We start from the raw sequence: 22,719 nt of genomic DNA on the forward strand, positions 1-22,719 counted from the left end.
ATTTTAATCCACAAGATTAGGAAATCAAGCATGCTTCTTCTTTCCTGCAAATAGCTTATGGAAAAATTCGAATGCTCCGAATGCTGCAAAACCCACTAATAGCCCCAAGATAATTTCCTTGATAATGGAAGGCCAGCTTGGCAATAGATGATGGAAAAAATCTATGTTATGAACAAATATTCCTCCTGAAACTAATATCAAAGCGACAGTTCCTACGATGGTCATTCCTTTGATCACCTTCGGCAAAGCACTGACTAAAACTCTCCCTACTTTATCAGAGAAGCTATTATCTTCTTCATTGAGGTTGATCAACTTTAGTCCAAATTCATCCATTCTCACAATCAGTGCCACAACTCCGTAAACACCTACTGTTGCCAACAAAGCGATAAGAGAAACCACTATTATCTGTTGTAAAATCGGAGCGTCCACAACTGTACCGAGGGTAATAATCACAATCTCTATGGAGAGAATAAAATCTGTAACTATTGCAGATTTTACTTTCTCCTTTTCAATTTCTAGTATTTGTTCTTCTGTTAAATCTACCGCCAAGGAAACGGCCTTTTTTTCTTGATGAGGAACCAAATATTCGTAGATCTTTTCGGCCCCTTCAAAAGCTAAATAAACCCCTCCTATCAGAAGAATTATTTTTATAGCAAAGGGAACAAAGGCACTCAAGAGAAATGCAACAGGTAAGATGATCAGTTTATTTAATAATGAGCCTTTGGTGATTGCCCATAATACAGGGATTTCTCTGTCAGAGACAAAACCTGATGCCTTCTCTGCATTTACTGCCAAATCATCGCCTAATAACCCGGCAGTTTTTTTTGCTGCCATTTTACTCATGACTGCGACATCATCCATTAATGTGGCGATATCGTCTAGTAAAGCAAATAATCCTGATGCCATTTAGTTTAACTCTTAATATTTTACTCAAAAGATGTTTTATACCTCTAACTTTTACTTTGCAATTTTCTCTAAAAACAACTTCTCCACAAAAAACTGCCAGTCTGAAAAGTCTTTTGCTTGATTGGCCAGGTGCACATGATGATCCTGATCCAAAATGTAATTATCCGGCTTATTCAATTGCCTTGTTTTGCCATAAACTTCCTCCAAGTTTTCCTGAATAGATTTCCACTTTGCAGGCATGCCTTTTAATTCTGCTTCAGCTATATTTCTCTCTTCACCACTTGGATGATCCAATTTAGCCAAAGTGATCAAAGCTTCATTGGTGAATTGAACTGCTTTTGCAACTTGCTCATAAACCTCCAAGTTATAAATATTTCTTCTAGCTAATTTTTTAGAAGTTTCTATTTCTTCCAAAACTTCATTTACTTTTTTTAGATTTTCCTCGGCCTTGCTAACTCGCTCTTGGTACTTTTCTGTCCAAACTCCGGCTGAATCCAAGTTTGGCAAGTCGATAAGTGCACTGTTTTTTGGATCTTCTAAACCTTTTAAGCGGTTCCGATCCTTCCCATCCAACAAGGCATTTTTCCAAAATGCTACTGCCTCTTCCAGTTCAGGAACAAACTCATGAGAGGGAGCAGCAAGTTCAGGCCCAAACATACGCTGCCTATAGGCGCTATGTAATTCTTCCGCATCCCTTTGATATCCTGACCATGTATACTCTGAGAATGTTGCAATTCCTCTTTGATACAATTCAAATAATGGCGAATCATCATCCCAAAGCGTAAGGAGTAATCCATCTGCTTTATTATTGATTGAAATATTAGCAAAATCACGGATATTTTGGGTATTGCTATTTTCCAGAGGCATCAAATTCCAACGAGTTTGTCCTGCAGTAGCCCCCATGACATTGAAACCATTTTTGGTAAACCATTGGATAGCCAAATTATTTCCGGGGGACTCTGGCAGGCTATAATTCCATCTCATGTAGACGCAGTTCTTTGGGAACATGTCTACATACTCATTCAACTTATATTCATTGGCAGCCCAAATACTATCTGCTTGTGCTTTTGACAATTTAGAATCATAAATCGATCCGTATAAACCTGCATTTTTCAAAGGCATATCATCCCAAAAGATGGGAGTCAAACCATTATCTTCCGCATATTTACTCACTCGATTTAGCCAAGTCAGTTGTAACTCCAAAGGTGACATTCCGGATCCTCGTCCTGTAGTATGGACTTCATCTCCTCCAACATGTAAATAGTCTGCGTGAGGAAATGCTTTTAATGCATCAGCATATAAATCAAACTGTACATCGTAGGTTTTATCATCCAGTGGATTAAAAGCCCAATCGCTAGCAGGATCATCTCTTAAAGCAGCATATTCCTCATGTTTTAAAATAAATGAAGCATGTCCCAATCCTTGAACTAAAGGTGAGATTCGAATATTTCTTGCCATTGCATAATCAGAAATCGCTTTCCACTCATCAATTGAATATGCATCTTGGGAAGCGACAACAGGTTGAAGTTCATAGCCTAACTTATCTTCAATCTCAATAATAATTGCATTAATCTTCAATTCGGCTAATCGATCCATCAATTCGTAGTAATACTCCTTCTTTTCCAAGTGATGCTTCACATCCAAATGGACTGCTCGGTAAGCTAATTTTGGCTCATCCTTTACTACAACCTGAGGCACAAAGGAATTTTGATCTTCAGAATCTTGAACAATTTGAGTTAATGTCATTAATCCATACCATAATCCTGATTCTGTACCGGAAGAAATTTGAATTTGATCGGATTCTATATGCAATTCATAGCCTTCATTTTTCAATCCTAATTCAGAATTTATCAAAAGTTGCAGACCTGAATCAGAAAAACCTTCAAGTTTTCCTCCTGAAGTAAATTCCTCTTTTGCCTTTTCTAATGGTTCTTTTACTGAGCTCGGATCTAGAGAAGAAGCTCCCTTCCAAGATAGTTCTATGGGGACAGGTAAAAGCTTGATATCCGCATCTTCTTTGAGCTTCGGGCTACAAGAGAAGGCAAACCAACAAACGATTAAAGAGTAAAAAGCTAAATTGATTTTCATAGTATATGTTTAAGGGCTATTGCTAATTCTAAACTTTAAGCTCGAAGTTAATTAATTTTTTTTCCTAAGAACCCGAGCTTTCTAAAGAAATTCATTTTTTGCACATGGCTAAAACTGAAAAGATGGCGAAATCAGACATTGACAGAACTTTATCTTATCCTAGGCTTTTTTATTGAGCATTTTTATTTAATTTTTATGTTAAACCTTTGGTAAATACTTACCATCAACCCAAAATTAACCTCATATTTCCATGGTAACACTTTTGATTATCTTGGTGGCGCTCGTCTTGATTATGACTGCCATTGTCAAGTTTGATATCCACCCATTTCTAGCTCTATTTGTTGGAGCAATTTTTTACGGGCTGCTTTCAGGCATGTCCACTGATCTTATTTTAAAATCTATTTCTGATGGTTTTGGAGGAGTACTGGGAAGTATAGGACTATTGATTCTCTTAGGGGTCATGATCGGAACCTTCTTGGAAAAGACGGGAGGAGCATTGGTCATCGCACAAAAGATACTTTCATGGATCGGTGAGAAAAGGGTTACCGCAGCTATGCTTTTTAGCGGATACATCCTTTCTATCCCAGTCTTCGGTGATAGTACGTTTATCATGATGAACCCGATTAGTAAATCACTTTCTCTAAAGGGTAAAATACCTTATGCTGCCACTACCATTGCTGTAGCCTTGGGAGCAACGGCTTCTCATTCCCTAGTACCCCCTACTCCTGGACCGATTGCCACAGCAGGAATTTTAGAGGCAGATTTAGGGATGGTTATCTTTTGGGGTTTTATTATCAGTTTAATCACTCTTATCCCAAGTTATATTTTTATCAAAAAAGTGGTTTGGAAGATTCCATTAGAACCAACATTTGCCACTAGCAAACCTGAAAAAGAAACTACAAAATCTCCTAGTCCACTTAAGTCATTCTTACCTATTACCATACCTTTGGTATTGATTGTTTTGGCATCTATAGCCCAATACCCAACTCAACCATTGGGTGACAGTTCGTTTACCAAGATTATTTTGTTTTTAGGAAGCCCAGTGATAGCCTTGCTGCTTGGCGCATTTCTTTCTTTCACACTTCCCACTAAATATGACAAAAAGCTCTTAAGTGCGAGCGGTTGGTTAGGTGAAGCTTTGCTAATTGCTGCTCCCGTGATCTTAATTACCGGTGCCGGTGGAGTTTTTGGTAAAATGCTTCAAAACTCTGGAATCGGCGATTTGGTGAGTTCTAGTTTGAGTACCTCCAATTGGGGCATTTTCTTACCGTTCTTAATTGCTTTTTCTCTCAAAACTGCTCAGGGATCATCTACGGTGGCAATGATCACTACCGCATCAATCGTAGCGCCATTATTAGCCTCGCTGGGCCTAGATTCCGAAACCATGAAGGTGTTCGCTGTTTTGGCAACTGGCGCAGGTGCTATGGCAATTTCCCATGCCAATGACAGTTTCTTCTGGGCGGTCACCCAACTCTCCGGATTGACCATTAAACAAGGAAATAAGGCCCATAGTTTAGGGACTTTCATCATGTCCACCACAGCAATTATTACGATTTACATCATTACACTATTCATGTGATAAGATAACCTGCTGATTCAAATGAAAAAGGCCATTTTATTAATCTTGGTGGTTTGCTGCTTGACAGAAATTTCTGCTCAGATATTGAGGAAATCAATTCCAGATAAATTGGTTGTCTTGACATTTGATGATGCTCCTGCAAGTCATTTCTCGCGTGTAGCTCCCATGCTTCAAGAATATGGTTTTGGAGGAACGTTCTTTGTTTGCGAATTCCCCCCGAATTCTAAAGACAGTACGCTTTACATGAACTGGAGGCAAATACAGGCATTAGATCAGATGGGTTTTGAAGTAGCTAATCATACCCACACGCATGCCAATGTCAGCAAGTTGACGAAAGAGGAATTCAACCAGCAAGTTGGATATATAGAGGAAAAATGTGACTCATTAGACATTTCAATACCCACAAATTTTGCCTACCCTGGCTATGGCTTAAATGCTCAAAGCTTGAAGTTTCTTGAAGACAAAAACTATCACTTTGCAAGAGCTGGTGGAAGTCGGCCCTATGACCCTGAACTTGATCACCCCTATTTAATTCCCAGTTGGGCTACTGATAGTACCAACAAAAAGGAAATTTTTGAGGCTTTGAAAATGGCTAAAAATGGAGAAATTGTAATTCTAACTATCCATGGAGTTCCAGACATAGAGCATCCTTGGGTGAACACTCCTCCAGATATGTTTGAGGAATATTTGACTTTTTTAAAACAAAATGACTATCAGGTCATCTCTTTAAGAGATTTAGAATACTATGTGGATTATGCGATGGCAAGAAAAATCATTACACCTGATTTGAATAAAAAGTTGAGCAATTAAAAAAGGTGGTCTTTTATAAGACCACCTTTCAATTCAATTTGAAATATTAATCGATTATTTTAAATCAAATCGATCCAGATTCATCACTTTGTTCCAAGCTGCTACGAAGTCTTTGACAAATTTCTTGTCAGAATCCGCACAAGCATAGACTTCAGATAAAGCACGAAGCTCAGAGTTAGAACCGAAAATCAAATCCACTCGAGTTCCTGTCCATTTTGGTTCACCGGTTTTTCTATCGCTACCTACAAAGATGGATTGGGAATCTGTGGTTGCGCTCCAAGTTGTATTCAAATCCAAAACGTTTTTGAAGAAGTCGTTTGTCAAAGAACCCGGAGTAGAGGTAAACACCCCATGTTTAGAATTATCAAAATTCGCCTTCAAAACTCTCATTCCACCTACCAAAACAGTCATTTCTGGAGCAGTCAAAGTCAATGTTTGCGCTTTGTCTACCAATAGCTCTTCAGCAGAAGCTTTATGCTTTGGTTTATAATAATTTCTAAATCCATCAGCAGCAGGTTCTAGTGCATCAAATGATTCGATTTCTGTTTGTTCCTGAGATGCATCAGATCTACCTGGAGAGAATGAAACTTCTATATCATGTCCTCCGGCTTTAGCAGCTTTCTCTACTGCTGCACATCCACCTAAAACAATCAAATCTGCCAAAGAAACTTTCTTTCCATCAGATTGTGAAGCATTAAAATCGGATTGAATTCCTTCCAAAGTCTTCAAAACTTTAGACAATTGAGAAGGATTATTTACTTCCCAATTTTTCATTGGTTCCAGACGGATTCTTGCTCCATTGGCACCACCTCTTTTATCTCCACCTCTAAATGTAGAAGCAGAAGCCCATGCAGTGGAAACCAATTCCGACACGGATAACCCGGCATCAAGAATTTTTGCTTTTAGGGAAGCAATGTCAGACGCTTCTACAAGTTTATGATTCACTTTTGGAATAGGATCTTGCCAGATCAACTCTTCTTTAGGTACTTCTGGGCCTAGATAAAGTGCCAAAGGACCCATATCTCTATGAGTCAATTTGAACCAAGCGCGGGCAAAAGCATCAGCAAACTCATCTGGATTTTCATAGAAGTGTCTTGAAATCTTCTCGTATTCAGGATCAAACTTTAAGGCCAAATCTGTTGTCAACATCGCTGGAGCATGTTTTTTACCTGGGATATGTGCATCAGGAACGGTTCCTGCTCCTCCACCATCTTTTGGTCTCCACTGATGTGCTCCTCCTGGACTTTTGGTTAATTCCCATTCATAGCCAAAAAGATTTTCGAAGAAGTTATTACTCCACTGTGTTGGAGTGGTTGTCCAAGTAACCTCAATGCCACTGGTGATTGTATCTTCAGCATTTCCTTTACCTAAGGTATTTTTCCAACCAAGACTCATCTCCTCAATGGGTGCTCCAGCTGGCTCAGCAGCTACATATTTATCAGCATCTCCAGCACCGTGAGTCTTGCCAAAAGTATGACCTCCAGCTATCAAAGCCACGGTTTCGTAATCGTTCATCGCCATGCGTCCAAAGGTTTCTCTGATATCTCTCGCAGCACCAATTGGATCAGGCTTTCCTTCCGGACCTTCTGGGTTCACATAAATCAATCCCATGTGCGAGGCACCAAGCGGATTTTCAAGCTCTCGGTCTCCACTATACCTTTCCTTATCACCAAGCCATTCTCCTTCAGATCCCCAATAAACATCTTCCTCTGGCTCCCAGATGTCTTCTCTACCTCCACCAAAACCAAAGGTTTTCAGTCCCATTGATTCCAAAGCGCAGTTTCCTGCCAGAATCATCAAATCTGCCCAAGACAATTTTCTTCCGTACTTCTGTTTGATTGGCCAAAGCAACAATCTGGCTTTATCCAAATTGGCATTATCAGGCCAGGAATTTAATGGAGCAAATCTCTGAGCGCCTGCACCGCCCCCTCCTCTACCATCGGCAATCCGGTAAGTACCTGCACTATGCCAAGCCATACGTATCATAAAAGGGCCATAATGACCAAAATCTGCAGGCCACCAATCTTGGGAGGTGGTCAACGTTTCTACAATATCCTTCTTTACAGTTTCCAAATCCAAAGTCTTGAATTCTTCGGCATAATTGAAATCCTTATCCATTGGATTAGTCAAAGAAGAATGCTGTCTTAAGATTCCAAGATTCAAGGAGTTTGGCCACCAGTCTCGGTTTCTAGTTCCTCCACCAGCGCTGTGTTGCATTGTACCTCCAGTAAAAGGACATTTTCCTCCTTCTGAGTTGGTTTCAAAACTTGAGCCATTCGAATGTGAATGATGTTTTTCCATAGTGATTAAAATTTTGTGTTTTTTTGAGCTTACTTGAGCTAATATAGAAAAAAGAATATCTATTAAAGACAATATTCAATAGATAATAACTATGATCAAATTAGAATATCAATCCCTATTTGATCTTCAGTAATTTAATGAAAAATGGGCAAAAGGCATTCTCATAATTTAGCTTTCTGATAAGAATCATTTAATCTTAACCTAACGGTATTTAAGGTGAATTCTTTCTTTAACAGCCTCTTTTTCTATGATTAAAAAATCTCAAATGCTTTTTTGAAATGAAAATCTCCAAAAAGTTGGTAATTAAAGTGAGGTTAAATACCTGAATTTAGGTAACTTAACTACCTCTCTTTTATTAAATCAAAAATATAAACGCTATACCATGTCCACCACCTTAATAATCTTAGCTGTTGTCATAGCCTTAGGTTTTATGATCGTCAGTATTTTCAATCGATTTGTACGAAATAAAAATTTGGTCAAAGACGGATGGAGTAATATCGATGTTGCGCTGAAAAGGCGTTATGACTTAATTCCTAACCTTGTCGAAACCGTCAAAGGATATGCAAGTCATGAAAAAGAAACTTTGGAAAGAGTGATACAGGCCAGAAATGCTGCCATGGCAGTTCCTCCTGGTGACATTAACCAACAGATTCAAGCGGAAAACCAACTTCAAAAAACACTAAGAAGCATTTTTGCCCTCAGTGAGGCCTACCCGGATTTAAAAGCTAACACCAATTTCCTCCAACTACAGGATAAGCTTAACGAGATTGAAGAAAACCTGGAGAGAGCGAGAAGATATTACAATGGTACCGTTCGGGAAAATAACACTTATGGGGAAAGCTTCCCTGGAGTCCTTTTCGCGGGAATGTTCAGCTATCAACATTTTGATTATTTCGAAGCTGATGAAGAAAGCAGAGAAAATGTGAAAGTAGACTTCACTGTCTGATAAAGTCCTTATTGATTATCCAAAACTCCTCCAAATTGAAATTACTTTTATTGAAAGGTGCGTTTTTTTGCATGCTTTTATGCTTTGGAATTAATCAGGCATATGCGCAGGGATTTATTGTCAACACTTATAATGTTGAGATTACAATTTATGAAGAAGGGTACTTTGAGGTAGTGGAAAAATACGATCTCGACTTTTCAGTTCCTAAGCATGGTATTTATCGGGACATTCAGACTCAATATGACTTTCAAACTGCTGATCAAAACTTAGAAAAAAGAGAAATTCAAATAAGCGAGATTGAAGTTCCAAATTATAAATTTGAAAAAAGCTCCAAGTTTGAACAGCGGATGAGTGGAAACGCTCAAATAAAAATTGGAGATGCTGACATCACTTTAGAAGGTCCTCAACATTATGAGATCAAATACAGGGTGGATAATGCTTTCATTTTTGAGCCAGACCAAATATTTTTCTACTGGAATGTAAAACCCAGTAATTGGATAGCACCTTTCCGACAAATCAATTTTAAGATTCATCTACCTTCCGGAATAACCTTGAATGAAAATCAATATTTTATTTATTCAGGCACAACCGGAATTGACACCCCTAGCAATGATTTTCAAACTTCTTTTGAAAACGGGGTTTATCAAGGCAATAGTTTGGAGGATTTTGTTTCCGCCAGTGGAGAAAATGTGACAGTATTGTTAAAACTACCTCCAGGAAGCATTCAGGAAATCAAACCATTTTGGCCTTTCTGGTCAAATTTTGGATGGTCAATCATCTTAGCCATTGGGTATTTTGTTTTTTACAGAACATGGAAAATTCATGGCAAAGATGACCATGCACCTACCGTGACGAGCTATTACCCACCAAAAGGAATGGATCCCGCAATGGTGGGTTATCTAATAGATGATTCTGGAGATAATGTTGATTTAATCTCATTAATCCCCTACTGGGCTACAAAAGGTTTATTGAAAGTTGAAGAAATCGACAAAAAAGGCTGGTTTGCCAAAGATGATATCAAGTTGATAAAACTGAACCCCATTGAAGATAATGCACCCGATTACCAAAAGACTTTATTTAATGGTTTGTTTACCAAATATGGATCCCATGACGAGGTTTTGGTAAGCAGTCTTAAGGATAAATTTTATACTACCATGAGCAGTGCAAAAAGCTCCCTTAAGAAAGATGCCCAGAAATATTATGACCCTCAGTCTAAGAAAACCAGGAACTATACCATCTTCTTTGTGATCCTTTCTATTTTCGTTTTAGTTCCGAGCTTTTTGTTCTTCTGGGGCATATTAGCAGCAATAGCAGCTTTTGTTTCTTGCGTATTTCTTTTGATCATGAGCCAATTTATGATCAAGAAAAACAAGGTAGGAACTAACATCCTTTCAGAACTCAAGGGCTTTAAAACATTTATTAAGGTTGCGGAAGAAAATAAATTGAAAATGCTTCTTAAGGATGACCCAAACTATTTTGAGTCAACGATGAGTTACGCTCTTTCCTTTGGGTTATTCGATAAATGGACCAAAAAGTTTGATGCATTGCATATTCCACCTCCCACATGGTACACTTCTACTTCAGGCAGAATGATGTCGATGAATCATTTTTCCCAATCTTTTTCAAGCTCTATCAATTCAGCCCAAAGCACCATGGTCAGTTCACCATCCAGTTCAGGTAGCTCTAGTAGTGGAGGTGGTTCATCCGGAGGTGGATTTGGCGGCGGCGGTGGAGGCAGCTGGTAAAAATTAATTATGATTAAAAACAGTGTATTTATAGCGACAAGCTTGGACGGGTTTATTGCCGGTAAAAACAATGAGTTGGAGTGGCTTTCCACTTTTCCGGAAATAAATCAAATCGATACCGGCTTCGAACAATTCACTTCCCAAGTTGATGCCATACTCATGGGACGAAACACCTTTGAAGTTGTCGCAAATTTTGAAGGAGAATGGTTTTATAAAAAACCTGTATTCGTATGGAGCAATTCCCTTAAGGAGATACCAGATAGGTTAAAAAGCAAAGTTTTTTTGGTTCAAGGGAATATTTCAGAGATCCTTTCTAAAATTCATGGGAAAGGATTTTATAGGCTTTACATCGATGGAGGAAAAACCATCCAAACCTTCCTGAAGAAAGATCTAATTGACGAAATGGTTATCACAACAATTCCGGTTTTATTGGGCTCAGGAATTCGGTTATTTGGAGATTTACCAAAAGAACTTGTTTTTGAATGCATCAACTCTACCCGATTTTTGGGTAAAGTTGTGCAAAACCATTATGTAAGGTCCAGGTAATTTAACGGGCGGTCCATCCACCATCTACGGTCAACATAGAGCCCACCATATATTTTCCAGCATCAGAGGCTAAAAACATAGCAGCACCTTGAATTTCTTTCAATTCACCCCATCTACCCAACGCTGTGGCTCCTACAATGAATTTCTTTCCCTCTTCTGTATTAGCAATCGGCTCGTTCATCTCTGTTAGAAATGGTCCTGGACAAATCGCATTGACATTGATTTGAAAGGGAGCAAACTCCAGACCTAATGCTCTTGTCATCTGTACAACGGCTCCCTTACTACTTGTATATGGTGTCCTATTAGAAAGTCCTACCAGGCCTAAAGTACTTGCCATATTGATAATACTACCACTTTTAGCTTCCTTCATATAAGGAGCTACAGCTTTGCTACAAAGCCAAGTTCCGGTAACATTGATATCCATCACTTTTTGGAAATCTTCCAAACTCAATTCATCGATAGCCCCCCGGATATTGATCCCCGCTGAATTGATCAATATATCAATCCTCCCGAAAGCCTCCATCGCCTTTTTCGCCATCAATATCGTTTGCTCCTCATTGACTACATCAGCAGCAAAAGCGATGGCTTTAACTCCAAATTCGCTTGCGATCTCTTCTGCAGCTTTTTCACCTTCTTCGAGCGTTCTACTTACCAACATTACATTCGCTCCAGCACTTGCAAGTCCTGCGGCCATAGCCTGCCCCAAACCTTTTGAACCTCCTGTAATAATTGCGGATCTTCCTGTTAGATCAAAAAGTTTAATTCCTGGTAAGCTTTCTTTCGATAATTTCATATTTCAAATGATTTTCAAATTGTTTAATCTTTTAAAAAAGGGTTCAACCCAAACCCAGAGTTGATTTACTGAAGGAGAGACTTTTAATCACATTTTCTTCTTCAAAAGCCAGTCGTTGCTCCTGATTAAGTTCAGAAACGCTCGGTAGGCTTCCAATAAAGGTCTTATCTTTCACTTCCTTAAGCATTTTCGCCAGTTCTGTTGCTGGAAGATTCCCCATCGTGGCCCAGTATTCCTGACTCAAAACAGGTATTTCTAATGGATCTCTGGTGATCATTTCCAAACTAAAATTGATCTTAGGATTGTATTTTTTGCATAGCGCCACTCCTGCTTCAAGGTCCACAATCCCTTTACCCAAGGGTACCTCAGAAAGCAAAAAACCATCCTGATATTCTTTAACTCCCATATCTTTGACATGGGTAGAAAAAGCCATGGGTGCTAAAGTTTCTATCACTTTATTAGGATCCTCCAAAAGGGCAACATTATTTCCAAAATCCACCGTTACGCCTACCCATTCGCTACCCAAATTTTGGATGATTTCTGCTAGTTCAGATGCTTTCCAATCCTTATGATTTTCCACTGCGAGCTTTACCTGATGTTTTCGGACAATAGGTTCTGCTAATGAAAGAGCAACCAATGAGGCGGCCTTGAAATTTAAAAACTCTTTTTCGGAGTGAAAATTTTCATATCTCCTACCATTCAGGCATACCGTTCTGAGCACATCAGCCCCCGCTTCTTTGGCTGCAACAATCTCTTGTTCAAACTTGCCAACATCCTCCGTGGATTTGGGTAATCCTATACTTCCTTCAAGGTACAAATTTGATTTTTCTCTGGCCTCTCTTACTTTTTTAGCAAAATCGGAAGCCCAACCATTCACTCCAACCTGAACCCCTCCTGCTCCTATTTCTTTGCAATGGGCAATTAAATCAAGTGCATTCTGAAAACCAGGATATTTGGAACTGTTGGCTTTAGAATGCCAGCGCGCACCATAGGAATGCACTACTACCCCCATGGGAACACCTTGAAGGTAATTAGGAATATCAAAAAAGGGGATATTCATTGCCATGGCACCAAGCCCGGCAGTTTTTAAGAATGATCTTCTATCATATCCAGTAGAAGATGCATTTTGGGTTGGCGTGTTTTGGGCTTGCATATTGCATAGGTTAGGTGGGTTATTCTGGATCCAAAGCCTCCATATGTTCATTCAGCTCTTCAGGACTCCAAGGATAAACTCTCCCTTGAGTGGTCAACCTCATTTTTGACACAGTCCTTCCACTGATTGGTGTGGCTTCATTTCCCCATTCATTTCTAATATACGTAAGAATTGCAGCAATACTGGCATCATCCATGGTAGAATGAGAAGGCATCACAGGCAAGATATCAGGAGCATCATAAAGCTTCCCATCCACGTTGATGGCACCTTCAATTCCGTGCAATAAAATCATTGATAATCGTCTTTCGTCACCAAGAACCCATTCTGAATTTGCTAAAGGTGGCCCCATCCTTGGAACTCCCACTCCATCTGAGCCATGACATCCAGCACAAGTAACCAAAAATTTCTGCCTTCCTTCTGCAAATTGCTTCAATGCTCTATCATCCAACTGACTATTTTGAGCGAGCTCTTTTGAGGGTGTAAAACCAGGCCAGGAAAACATATTTTTCATTTGCTCAGCTCTACTTTCACCTATTGGTAAATCATTTCTTTTGAACAATGATGGTTCTGAGGTGAGTGCGATCGGGTCTCTATCTTTAAGCGTACCAGCTTGAATAGCAATACCTGAAATAAGAATTTTTTGCTTCCAGTTGAATTCTTCTCCCGGGGTGTCTGCTTTAGAGAGTAATTCGGAAACCTCTTTTTTATCTCCATTTTTTACGATAGCAGAGGTTAGAGCTTCGAGGAAGATCTCCTTCATCGGGTCTCTTTCTTGCCAGTTAGGCGCCTCCCATAGCGTACTTAAAAATTGAAACTCTCTCCCATTCAAACTACTCATCATTGCATCCCTTATCAATGCATCCGAACCGAATTTATCTAGAAGGTTTTTGAGAACAACATTCTGTTCCTGTGGCGTCAAAACATAGCTACTCAGCGCTATTTGCAAGGCCTCCTTAACAGAAGCATCAATACTCCAGTTTGCCACATATTTACTCAAGCTGTTTCTTACCTGGTTTGAATCATCTGCAAAACCTTCTAAAAGCCGAAGAGAACTATTTCTGATCAGAATGGAAGAATCATTCAAAAGACTATATAAAAGTTCAGCATCAATTAAACCCAGTCCCTCTAAGGTCCATAAGGCATGAAGTTTTGCTAGCTCATCCCCTTGTGGGTCTATCAAAAGTTGAGTCAATAATATTTGAATAGAAGCATCTTCCTTCTCTACTAAAAGTCGTTGTGCTGTTTCTCTATACCAAGCATTTTCACTTGAGAGATACCCTATCAATTCTTCATTGCTAGCCTCAGAAAGTTTTGGGGTTTTCGAAGGGTCAAAATCTTCAGGGACAACTTTCCAGATTCGTCCCAAATGAACAGGTAAAATCAATCCTCTGCCTATTGTTTGCTCCCTTAGATAGGGGGTCAAATATTCACCATGCTGAATCAGACCTCGGTACATATCTGCAATGTATAAAGCACCATCAGGCCCATTGCTTAAATGAACAGGGCGGAACCTTTCATCTGTTGAAGCCAGGAATTCTTTTCCCGGATGCGGATCATGTCCTTCTAAAATATTGGCACTTTCCGAAACCACATTCCTTTTCACCAAATTTCCGGCAGGCTCTGCTACGAAAGCATTTCCATAAAATTCATTGGGAAAAGCATCACCACGATAAATCAAAGGAGCACAAGCAGCAGTAAATTCTACTAGCCGAGACTCTTCATTAAGTACACCCGGAATGTATCCTCTATTTACCGCTGGAGTAGCTCGGATCGGATAGACCGTTCTTTCTGCAGCTACACCATAGTCTAGACCTATGGATGGTTTGTGATTCGGATTTCGAGAAAGGTAATTAGGTGGAACTAAATCTGCATGAAGCTGAGACCAGTTGTAATTGTAATATAGTCTTCCTTCATCATCGTTGCTTATTCCCCATTGTCCTCTAAACTCAGTACTGTCTCGGATCCATTCTTCATTTTGATATTTGTACCGAATTCTGGATTTGGCATTGTAGTACCAGTTATCCAAATTTCTTAGCAATCCGTTATCAGAGTGTTCTGGGTTACCTGAAGCAGCATAAGTAGAATCCAATAAAACCTTTGTATCTGCTTTGAGGTCTCCGTCTAAGTCTTGTGTTATCCAAAGCGATGAATTCTCTGAAACTAATACTCCATCCTTAAAAAATGCCATGGCTCTTGGCATGATTAAATTGTCAAGATAGATAGTACTTTTATCCATCTCTCCATCTCCATTTTCATCTTCTAAAATTGAGATTCTTCCGATTGGCAACTCCTCTTCAGAGCCCAAGGTATCGGTCATGAAGCCACGCATTTCTACTACCCACAGCCTCGCATCCTCATCAAACAAAAAGTAAACGGGATCCTGAACCATCGGTTCTTTTGCTACTAACTGTAGTTTGAAACCAGGCTCGATCTGGAAAGATTCGTATTCCTCCTCTGCACTTTGAGCGGGTGATGGATTAGCTTCATCCTCCGAACTGGAAGTACCACAGGATGAAAATATTATACAACTAATAATCAGGGATAAAAGAGGACTAATAAGCCTCATTGAAAGCGGCATTTTTGGGGATTGAAATTGATTTACTTTTAGAATTATCTATTGAATTAAAACAGAAATATAGGCTTAAAGTTTGATTTTTTTTAAGGGAGTTCAAGCCTGTTTTATAGCAGTGGTTAAAATTGATTCTGTGGAAACACAAAAAAATAGAGTTTTTCTACCGGCACCTGTAAAATATATTTTATGAATTCCTCTTGAAAAAAGCATATCAATTATTTGAAACACAAAAAATGTTGTAATTTTTTACATAATTAATAAAAAAATTGAGTGAAAATTTCGAACTCATCCTGATGTAATCATGTTGCTAGTGTTTAAATTTTGACAGATATAAATAAAGTCAATTGGGTCAAAAAGTTACAAATAAGGAATATTTTAAAATTGTCTTGGTATTGGGTGCTCTTTGTACCATAAGTCCCTTTTCCATAGACATGTATCTACCGGCTTTTCCTGCCATGTCAAAGGATCTTGGTACTTCTATTGCCAACATTCAACTTTCTTTGACTGCATATTTAGTAGGGATTGCAATTGGTCAGCTTTTTTATGGTCCATTATTAGATAAGTTCGGCAGGAAGAAGCCTTTGTATGTAGGGTTGGGAATTTATGTTATTGCCTCTATCGGATGCGCTTTCACCGATTCTGTCAATACGCTTATTATCATGCGATTCCTTCAGGCAGTGGGAGGATGTGCCGGAATGGTGGCTGCCCAAGCCATGGTTAGAGACATTTTCCCGATAACTAAAACCGCTCAGGTTTTAGCCTTGCTTACTTTAGTAATAGCTGTTTCACCAATGATCGCCCCGACTTTGGGAGGTTTCTTGACAGCATATTATGAGTGGCATTGGGTGTTTATCGTGTTAGCATTACTTACCATTATTATATGGATGGCAGTGATATGGGTTTTACCAGATGGTGCAAATCCCGACAAGATGGTTTCCCTAAGACCAAAGCAAGTCTGGAAGAATTATATCCTCGTCATGCAAAACCGTCAATTTTTGGTTTATATGCTTGCTGGCGGACTGGCTGGAGCAGCTCCCTTTGCTTACATCGCCGGTTCTGCGGATGTGTTTATGAATATCTATGGTTTAAGTGAAACTCAATACGGTTGGATTTTCGCAGTACTTGCCTTTGCGATGATTGGTTCTACTCAACTTAATCACTTGCTTTTACGAAGATTTTCATCCCAGCAGATCATCAACTTTTCACTTCATTACCAGGTCGCCGTTGGTCTTGCCTTAGTCTTTGGAATTTATTTCCAATGGCTAGATGTGGGTTCTCTTCTGGTTTTGATGTTTATTTTCCTGACAGCTCATGGTCTAAATGGTCCAAATACAGCGGCACTATCAATGGCTCCCTTTTCTAGAAATGCAGGTAGTGCATCTGCCATTTTAGGAAGTATACGAATGGCTTTTGGCGGTCTCGCTTCTGCGGGTGTCAGCTTTTTCCATGATGGCACCTCATTACCCATGGTTTCCGGAATGGCAGCATGCGCTTTGGCAGGATTCATTGTCTTGAAGATGGATCAAAACATCACCGGAACGATCAGTAAAATTTATAAAAAAGAAGCCGTCGCAAGTTAAATTGAGACGGCTTCTTTGCTATTTCTTCATCAAAGCCTCCAGAAGTTCCGGGTAAATACTACTAAACTCAGTGGAACCTCTTTTTCAGTTGGCAACAGGATAAAAGCAGAAGACAGAGGCTAAAAATGTATAGGTTTTGAATTTTCATTTTTGGGAATTGAAATTGATAATTCAAATGTAAATTTTCTCCTTCTGGCTTAGAGGGGTTGATTTGTACCTTAAATGGCATCAGCTTGTTAATCAACTACCCTTATCAATCCCCAATTTCCCTCTTCAATTGAGATAACATCCTTAACTTTGGCAAAATTGATGATTATGAATTTTTCTGACCTTGGTTTGAACAAGCAGTTGCTAACTGCCATTGAAAAAGCCAAATATACTAAGCCCTACCCTATCCAAATTGAAGCCATTCCTGCATTTTTGAATCGCAAAGATATTTTGGGAATAGCCCCAACAGGTTCGGGTAAAACCGCTTCCTATATTCTACCCATCCTTCAGTTATTGCAAGGCAAAAAAGAACATAGGAGCAGAAATATTCCAGTTTTGGTTTTAGTACCCACGAGAGAGTTGGCAGCGCAGGTAGCACAGGTAGCAGATAACTTTTCCCGGTTCTTGGAAAGAAGAATCAAAACACTTGCTGTATTCGGTGGAGTTTCCATCAATCCGCAAATGATGAAATTGAATGGAACAGATATTTTGGTTGCTACTCCAGGAAGACTATTAGACCTACTGTCTAAAAACGCGCTCTCCATTTCAGATGTTGAGATTTTGGTTTTGGATGAGATGGATAAAGTCCTAAACATGGGCTTTCGGGAAGAAGTAGATCAAATTCTTGCAGATATTCCCAAAAACCGTCAGACGATCCTTTTTTCCGCGACCCAAGACGAAACCTTAGAAGAGGTTATTTCATCCCTCCTTAAAGATCCCAAAAGAATTTCTGTAAAAGCTGCTGAGGTGGATATGAATCTTATCAACCAATATGCTTACCGAATCAGTGCAGAGAAAAAAGGGCCCTTGCTCCGACATATTATTAACTCGGGGGATTGGAGCCAAATCTTGGTTTTCACTTCTTCAATTCGAACTGCCAATAACCTTGTTCAAAAGCTGGTGAAGAATGGAATTGATGCGTTGGCTTTCCATGGAGATAAAAGCCAAGGAGCAAGAACAGAAGCTTTAGCAAGGTTTAAATCAGGTAAAACCCGGGTACTAGTAGCTACTGACCTAGCTGGAAGAGGAATTGACATTCAGTTTTTACCTTTAGTAATCAACTTTGAATTACCTCGATCCCCAAAGGATTATGTTCACCGTGTGGGAAGAACAGGGAGAGCAGGAGCTACGGGAGAGGCAATTTCCTTGATTACAGAAGAAGATTTACATCATTTTAAGATCATTCAAAAGAAAATGAAAAAGCATGTGCAACTCAGAAGCACCGATGATCTTGACCTTTAAGGAGAAAAATAATTTTTAACCAAGACTAATGGATATGAAATCACTAAAAAAGCACCTTTCTTTTTTAACCATTCTTTTATTAGTCTTTTGTGCCTCAAAATTCACATTTGCTCAAAAACCACCTAATATCATCCTTATTATCACCGATGATCAAGGGTATGGGGATTTTGGCTTTACAGGAAACAAACATGTTTCCACCCCAACGATAGATCAGTTGGCAGAGAACAGCTTTGAGTTCACTAACTTTTATGTGTCTCCAGTTTGTGCACCTACTCGTGCCAGTCTGATGACGGGAAGATATTCTCTTCGCACAGGCATACGAGATACTTATAATGGCGGGGCAATGATGTCCCCCGATGAAATCACGATAGCTGAATTACTTCAAAAATCCGATTACACCTCCGGAATTTTTGGCAAATGGCATTTGGGAGATAATTATCCTATGCGGCCCAGTGATCAAGGTTTTGACGAATCTTTAATTCACTTATCAGGCGGAATGGGACAAGTCGGTGACTTCACTACCTATTTTCAAAAGGATCGAAGTTATTTCGACCCAGTACTTTGGCATAATAACCGCCAAGAGTCCTATCAGGGCTATTGTTCTGATATTTTTGCAAGTGCCGCGATTGAGTTCATAGAAAAAAATAAAGATCAACCATTTTTCACCTACTTATCATTTAACGCCCCACATACTCCACTTCAGGTTCCTGAGGAGTATTATCAAAAGTATAAAAACATCGACACTAGCACTGGTTATGAATCAGATGAAAGACCATTTTATCCTATGTCTGATTCTCAAAAAGAAGAGGCAAGGAAAGTATATGCCATGGTGGAAAATATCGATGATAACCTGAAAAACCTCTTTGCAAAATTAAAAGAACTGGAAATAGAGGATGAAACTATCATCATTTTCCTCACTGATAATGGGCCGCAGCAGCAGCGGTACTTGGCAGGCCTTAGGGGTCTTAAAGGGAATGTATATCAGGGAGGAATTAGAACGCCTTTATTAATTCATATCCCGGAAAAACTCTCAGAGAACCGAAAAATAAATACCCTCTCTGCTCATATAGATATCCTTCCAACCATTGCCGATTTAGTAGGGATACAACTTCCTTTGGACAGGAAAATCGATGGAAAAAGCCTTTTACCTCTATTAATAGGTGAAGTCGATTCATTTGAAAACAGAAGCCTTTTTTCTTATTGGAACAGGAAATTCCCGGAGAAATACAGCAATATTTCTATTCAAAATTCAGAATGGAAGCTTGTTGGGAAAACAGATTATGATGCCTCAATTGAAGATTTTCAATTATATAATTTAAAGGAAGATCCTTACGAACAATCAAATTTGATTACCTCCAAAATCTCAAAAGGCCTGGAGCTTAAAAATGAGTTGGACCAGCTTTACTTAGAATTAATTTCAGAAGAAAATCTAATTAATCCACCCAAAATTCATGTGGGAAATGAAGCTGAAAATCCAATTTTTCTCAACCGTAACGATGCTTCGGGACAAAGAGGGATTTGGGCACAGGAAGAGGTGTATGGTTTCTGGGATGTGAAACTTGAACCTGGAACATACGACTTCAAATTCAAATTTATAAAGCCTGTTCCTTCCAATGGTAAAATGTTTTTAGAAACCGGTGCGATTGTAAATCAGCTTCAATTAAAATCTGAACAAGATTTAGATATTATAGAAATGAGGGGAGTTGAGCTACCTAAAATGGAAACAGAATTAATCCCCTTCTATCAAGTTAACGGGAAACAGATTTTTCCATTTTGGGTAGAAATTTTAAAAAAATAGCACTTTTTAGCTCGTTTTAAATTGACGAATAGCTCTCCCTATTATCAAAAAAACCACCTCTCTTTATAATTCATATTCATTAGATACATTTTTTGGCTTATCTTTTTAGCTACAAAATTCTAAACCATCCAATTCATGCCAGATTATTCTAATTCAGAAGTCCAAGAAAAATTACCAAGAAATTTAGGACTTTGGGGAATTTGGATGTTGGTGGTAAATGGGTTAATCGGTGCTGGGATTTTTGGTTTACCTTCGGGAGCAGCGAGATTGGCTGGAGAATATAGTGTTTGGATTTACGCTTTTTGTGCGCTTCTGATGCTTCCGGTAATTCTTTGTTTCGCCGAGCTTGGCAGTTATTTCAGAGGAACTGGAGGCCCCATTAAATATGGGAAAATGGCTTTTGGTTCTTTTATTGGTTTTCAAGGTGGCTGGCTTTATTATTTAGCAAGGTTAATATCTTTTGCTGCCAACACGGTTTTGCTTACTGATAGCATTGCTTACTTTTTACCCATTGCGGCTGAAGGTTATGGAAGAATCATTTCCTTGGCCATTACCGTAGGTGCCTTGACTCTGATCAATGTTTTGGGGTCTGTAGAATCTATTAGATCTATGACCCTGTTTACAATCATTAAGTTTTCAGTGCTGATTGGATTAGTTTTCGTAGGCTTTGTGGTTTTGGGTCCTGATGTTATCCCTAATTTTAATAGCCCTCTCCCAAGCAGTACCAATTTAGGAGCGGCAGCTTTATTGCTGATTTATGCTTTCGTAGGATTTGAAGGAGCAGTTGTTCCAGCAGGAGAAGCTAAAAGACCTCAAAGAGATATGCCATTGGGCCTTTTACTAGGATTGGGAATAGTGGTCGTTTTATACATGTTGATCCAGTTAGTTTCCCAGGCAGCAGTTCCTGATTTAGCAGCTAGTAAAACCCCTTTATTAGATGCAGCATCTGCTCTTTTGGGAAGTACCGGAGCAGTGCTCTTGATGATAGGAGTTGCCACTTCTGTATTAGCTAATTTGATTGGCTCCATGTTTTCGGCTACCCGAATCACTTACGGTTTAGCAATTGAGAAATCACTTCCTAAATGGTTTGGGGAAGTTCATTCCAACTATTTAACGCCTGCAAATTCAGTCCTATTTTTCGGAGTTGTTGCCTTCATCTTAGCAGCTATGGGTTCCTTTACTTTTTTGGCTGCCATGACCGTTTTATCCAGGCTATTTCTCTTTATCATGAGTTGTGTTGCCATTCCGGTTTTACGCCCCAAGTTTAAAAATCAAAATGGTTTTGTAATCAAAGGGGGCTTATTGGTTCCGATTTTAGGCGTTCTGGCTTGTCTGTGGTTGATGCTTCAGGTGAGTTGGACCTCTGTTTGGTTAACAGGTATATTAATATTGATTGGAACAATTTTATATTGGTTTGGAAGGCAACAAAAAGCTGTAGAATAAAAAATTGAAAATTGTTTCATAGGGTTCCTAAAAGCCTGAACTTTGTCGACCCTTACATTTTCCTGAAGGAAAAACTCTTTGTTTTCCTCTTTAATTGGATTCCATTAAAATGCCCAATAAGAACTTAGCCATACGTACCGTCATTTTCAGTTTGCTGGGAAATATTGCTTTGGCAACTATCAAATTTATTGCCGGTATTTTTGGGAATTCCTATGCATTAATCGCTGATGGAATCGAATCCGTTTTGGATGTTTTTGCCTCAGTTTTAGTTTTGATAGGCCTCAGGTATGCTAATCGACCTCCAGATGAAAACCACCCATATGGGCATGGTAAAGCGGAACCTTTAATCACATTCGTGGTTGTGGTGTTTCTGATTGTTTCTGCTTCGACGATTGCTTATCAGTCGATCCAGCACATCCTTACTCCACACGAACTTCCAGAAAACTTTACTTTATGGGTTTTGGGAGCCATCATTCTATGGAAGGAAATATCCTATCAAATTGTTATTCGAAGAAGCATTAAAATAAAGTCCAATTCTCTAAAAGCTGAGGCCTGGCATCATAGAAGTGATGCAATTACTTCCATTGCTGCATTTATAGGGATTTCTGTCGCCCTCTATTTTGGAGAGGGATATGAATCAGCAGATGACTACGCTGCTTTAATTGCTGTTTTATTTATTGTTTACAACAGTTACAAGATTTTTAGACCTGCTTTAAGCGAAGTCATGGATGAGAATAATCATGACGAGCTAATCAGTAGAATAAGAGAAATCTCATTGCAGGTAAAAGGTGTAAAAGGAACAGAGAAATGCTTTATTCGAAAAGCAGGCATGGAGTATCATGTAGATTTACATGCCCATGTAGAAGGAGATCTCACAGTGACGGAAGGCCATGACATTGCCCATCTGTTAAAAGATAAGCTTCAAAAAGAAATCCCTCAACTTGGACATGTTTTAATTCATATAGAGCCTGCCTGAGCAATAATTATTACCTTTCTAGCTAATACCCAAA

The 22,719-nt window shown here is 39.1% G+C and carries 16 protein-coding genes; 10 read left to right on the forward strand and 6 right to left on the reverse strand.

Going from position 1 to position 22,719, the window contains the following annotated elements; translation table 11 throughout:
* Window positions 1-24: 24 nt before the first annotated feature.
* Both ALPR1_RS16120 and ALPR1_RS16125 read right to left on the reverse strand, forming a co-directional pair.
* On the reverse strand, window positions 25-906 hold the full coding sequence (locus tag ALPR1_RS16120) for a DUF808 domain-containing protein (RefSeq protein ID WP_008202289.1): 882 nt from the start codon (window positions 904-906) through the stop codon (window positions 25-27).
* Between the two features lie 51 nt (window positions 907-957).
* The gene (locus ALPR1_RS16125) at window positions 958-2,994 is read right to left on the reverse strand and encodes a beta-N-acetylhexosaminidase (protein WP_008202291.1); all 2,037 of its coding nucleotides are present in this window, start codon (window positions 2,992-2,994) and stop codon (window positions 958-960) included.
* Between the two features lie 250 nt (window positions 2,995-3,244).
* Between ALPR1_RS16125 and ALPR1_RS16130 the strand changes: the two genes are divergently transcribed.
* Both ALPR1_RS16130 and ALPR1_RS16135 read left to right on the forward strand, forming a co-directional pair.
* Window positions 3,245-4,573 (forward strand): GntP family permease, encoded by a 1,329-nt coding sequence (locus ALPR1_RS16130; protein ID WP_008202292.1) that lies wholly within the window; start codon window positions 3,245-3,247, stop codon window positions 4,571-4,573.
* 21 nt (window positions 4,574-4,594) lie between these two features.
* A complete protein-coding gene (locus ALPR1_RS16135) occupies window positions 4,595-5,383 on the forward strand; it encodes a polysaccharide deacetylase family protein (RefSeq protein WP_008202294.1) in 789 nt (262 codons plus the stop codon).
* Window positions 5,384-5,437: 54 nt separating this feature from the next.
* Here ALPR1_RS16135 and katG read toward each other — a convergent pair whose 3' ends face one another.
* Entirely contained in the window at window positions 5,438-7,684 is a 2,247-nt protein-coding gene (gene katG / locus ALPR1_RS16140) for a catalase/peroxidase HPI (RefSeq protein ID WP_008202296.1), read from the reverse strand.
* Between the two features lie 382 nt (window positions 7,685-8,066).
* Here katG and ALPR1_RS16145 point away from each other — a divergent pair, with 382 nt between their 5' ends.
* The 3 genes from ALPR1_RS16145 to ALPR1_RS16155 are packed head-to-tail and all read left to right on the forward strand — an operon-like array spanning window position 8,067 to window position 10,921.
* On the forward strand, window positions 8,067-8,630 hold the full coding sequence (locus ALPR1_RS16145; RefSeq protein ID WP_008202298.1) for a LemA family protein: 564 nt from the start codon (window positions 8,067-8,069) through the stop codon (window positions 8,628-8,630).
* A 35-nt stretch (window positions 8,631-8,665) separates the two neighbouring features.
* Window positions 8,666-10,375, forward strand: a complete 1,710-nt coding sequence (locus tag ALPR1_RS16150; RefSeq protein WP_153231826.1) for a DUF2207 domain-containing protein — start codon at window positions 8,666-8,668, stop codon at window positions 10,373-10,375.
* A 9-nt stretch (window positions 10,376-10,384) separates the two neighbouring features.
* Window positions 10,385-10,921 (forward strand): dihydrofolate reductase family protein, encoded by a 537-nt coding sequence (locus ALPR1_RS16155; RefSeq protein ID WP_008202302.1) that lies wholly within the window; start codon window positions 10,385-10,387, stop codon window positions 10,919-10,921.
* Window position 10,922: 1 nt separating this feature from the next.
* Here ALPR1_RS16155 and ALPR1_RS16160 read toward each other — a convergent pair whose 3' ends face one another.
* From ALPR1_RS16160 to ALPR1_RS16170, 3 genes are read right to left on the reverse strand one after another with little or no spacing between them, the layout of a single operon-like run.
* The gene (locus tag ALPR1_RS16160) at window positions 10,923-11,714 is read right to left on the reverse strand and encodes an SDR family NAD(P)-dependent oxidoreductase (RefSeq protein ID WP_008202304.1); all 792 of its coding nucleotides are present in this window, start codon (window positions 11,712-11,714) and stop codon (window positions 10,923-10,925) included.
* 43 nt (window positions 11,715-11,757) lie between these two features.
* On the reverse strand, window positions 11,758-12,867 hold the full coding sequence (locus tag ALPR1_RS16165; protein ID WP_008202305.1) for a sugar phosphate isomerase/epimerase family protein: 1,110 nt from the start codon (window positions 12,865-12,867) through the stop codon (window positions 11,758-11,760).
* A gap of 19 nt (window positions 12,868-12,886) precedes the next feature.
* Entirely contained in the window at window positions 12,887-15,433 is a 2,547-nt protein-coding gene (locus ALPR1_RS16170; protein ID WP_008202307.1) for a DUF7133 domain-containing protein, read from the reverse strand.
* A 350-nt stretch (window positions 15,434-15,783) separates the two neighbouring features.
* On the opposite strand from ALPR1_RS16170, the gene ALPR1_RS16175 reads away from it, so the two are divergent.
* From ALPR1_RS16175 to ALPR1_RS16195, 5 genes are all read left to right on the forward strand, one after another.
* A complete protein-coding gene (locus tag ALPR1_RS16175; protein WP_153231828.1) occupies window positions 15,784-17,019 on the forward strand; it encodes a multidrug effflux MFS transporter in 1,236 nt (411 codons plus the stop codon).
* Window positions 17,020-17,334: 315 nt separating this feature from the next.
* Complete coding sequence (locus ALPR1_RS16180; protein ID WP_040302937.1) at window positions 17,335-18,468, forward strand: DEAD/DEAH box helicase; 1,134 nt, start codon at window positions 17,335-17,337, stop codon at window positions 18,466-18,468.
* Between the two features lie 34 nt (window positions 18,469-18,502).
* Complete coding sequence (locus ALPR1_RS16185; protein WP_040303780.1) at window positions 18,503-20,266, forward strand: arylsulfatase; 1,764 nt, start codon at window positions 18,503-18,505, stop codon at window positions 20,264-20,266.
* A gap of 135 nt (window positions 20,267-20,401) precedes the next feature.
* Window positions 20,402-21,709: an APC family permease gene (locus ALPR1_RS16190; RefSeq protein ID WP_008202313.1), complete on the forward strand. Its 1,308-nt coding sequence runs from the start codon at window positions 20,402-20,404 to the stop codon at window positions 21,707-21,709.
* 109 nt (window positions 21,710-21,818) lie between these two features.
* Window positions 21,819-22,685 (forward strand): cation diffusion facilitator family transporter, encoded by an 867-nt coding sequence (locus ALPR1_RS16195; protein ID WP_008202315.1) that lies wholly within the window; start codon window positions 21,819-21,821, stop codon window positions 22,683-22,685.
* Window positions 22,686-22,719 lie beyond the last annotated feature (34 nt).

The sequence above is a fragment of the Algoriphagus machipongonensis genome (assembly GCF_000166275.1).
Lineage (GTDB): Bacteria > Bacteroidota > Bacteroidia > Cytophagales > Cyclobacteriaceae > Algoriphagus > Algoriphagus machipongonensis.

Coding starts and splice junctions, on each gene's coding strand:
- ALPR1_RS16120 (WP_008202289.1), bottom strand. CDS start 906: ATGGCATCAGGATTATTTGCTTTACTAGACGATATCGCCACATTAATG.
- ALPR1_RS16125 (WP_008202291.1), bottom strand. CDS start 2,994: ATGAAAATCAATTTAGCTTTTTACTCTTTAATCGTTTGTTGGTTTGCC.
- ALPR1_RS16130 (WP_008202292.1), top strand. CDS start 3,245: ATGGTAACACTTTTGATTATCTTGGTGGCGCTCGTCTTGATTATGACT.
- ALPR1_RS16135 (WP_008202294.1), top strand. CDS start 4,595: ATGAAAAAGGCCATTTTATTAATCTTGGTGGTTTGCTGCTTGACAGAA.
- katG (WP_008202296.1), bottom strand. CDS start 7,684: ATGGAAAAACATCATTCACATTCGAATGGCTCAAGTTTTGAAACCAAC.
- ALPR1_RS16145 (WP_008202298.1), top strand. CDS start 8,067: ATGTCCACCACCTTAATAATCTTAGCTGTTGTCATAGCCTTAGGTTTT.
- ALPR1_RS16155 (WP_008202302.1), top strand. CDS start 10,385: ATGATTAAAAACAGTGTATTTATAGCGACAAGCTTGGACGGGTTTATT.
- ALPR1_RS16160 (WP_008202304.1), bottom strand. CDS start 11,714: ATGAAATTATCGAAAGAAAGCTTACCAGGAATTAAACTTTTTGATCTA.
- ALPR1_RS16165 (WP_008202305.1), bottom strand. CDS start 12,867: ATGCAAGCCCAAAACACGCCAACCCAAAATGCATCTTCTACTGGATAT.
- ALPR1_RS16170 (WP_008202307.1), bottom strand. CDS start 15,433: ATGAGGCTTATTAGTCCTCTTTTATCCCTGATTATTAGTTGTATAATA.
- ALPR1_RS16180 (WP_040302937.1), top strand. CDS start 17,335: ATGAATTTTTCTGACCTTGGTTTGAACAAGCAGTTGCTAACTGCCATT.
- ALPR1_RS16185 (WP_040303780.1), top strand. CDS start 18,503: ATGAAATCACTAAAAAAGCACCTTTCTTTTTTAACCATTCTTTTATTA.
- ALPR1_RS16190 (WP_008202313.1), top strand. CDS start 20,402: ATGCCAGATTATTCTAATTCAGAAGTCCAAGAAAAATTACCAAGAAAT.
- ALPR1_RS16195 (WP_008202315.1), top strand. CDS start 21,819: ATGCCCAATAAGAACTTAGCCATACGTACCGTCATTTTCAGTTTGCTG.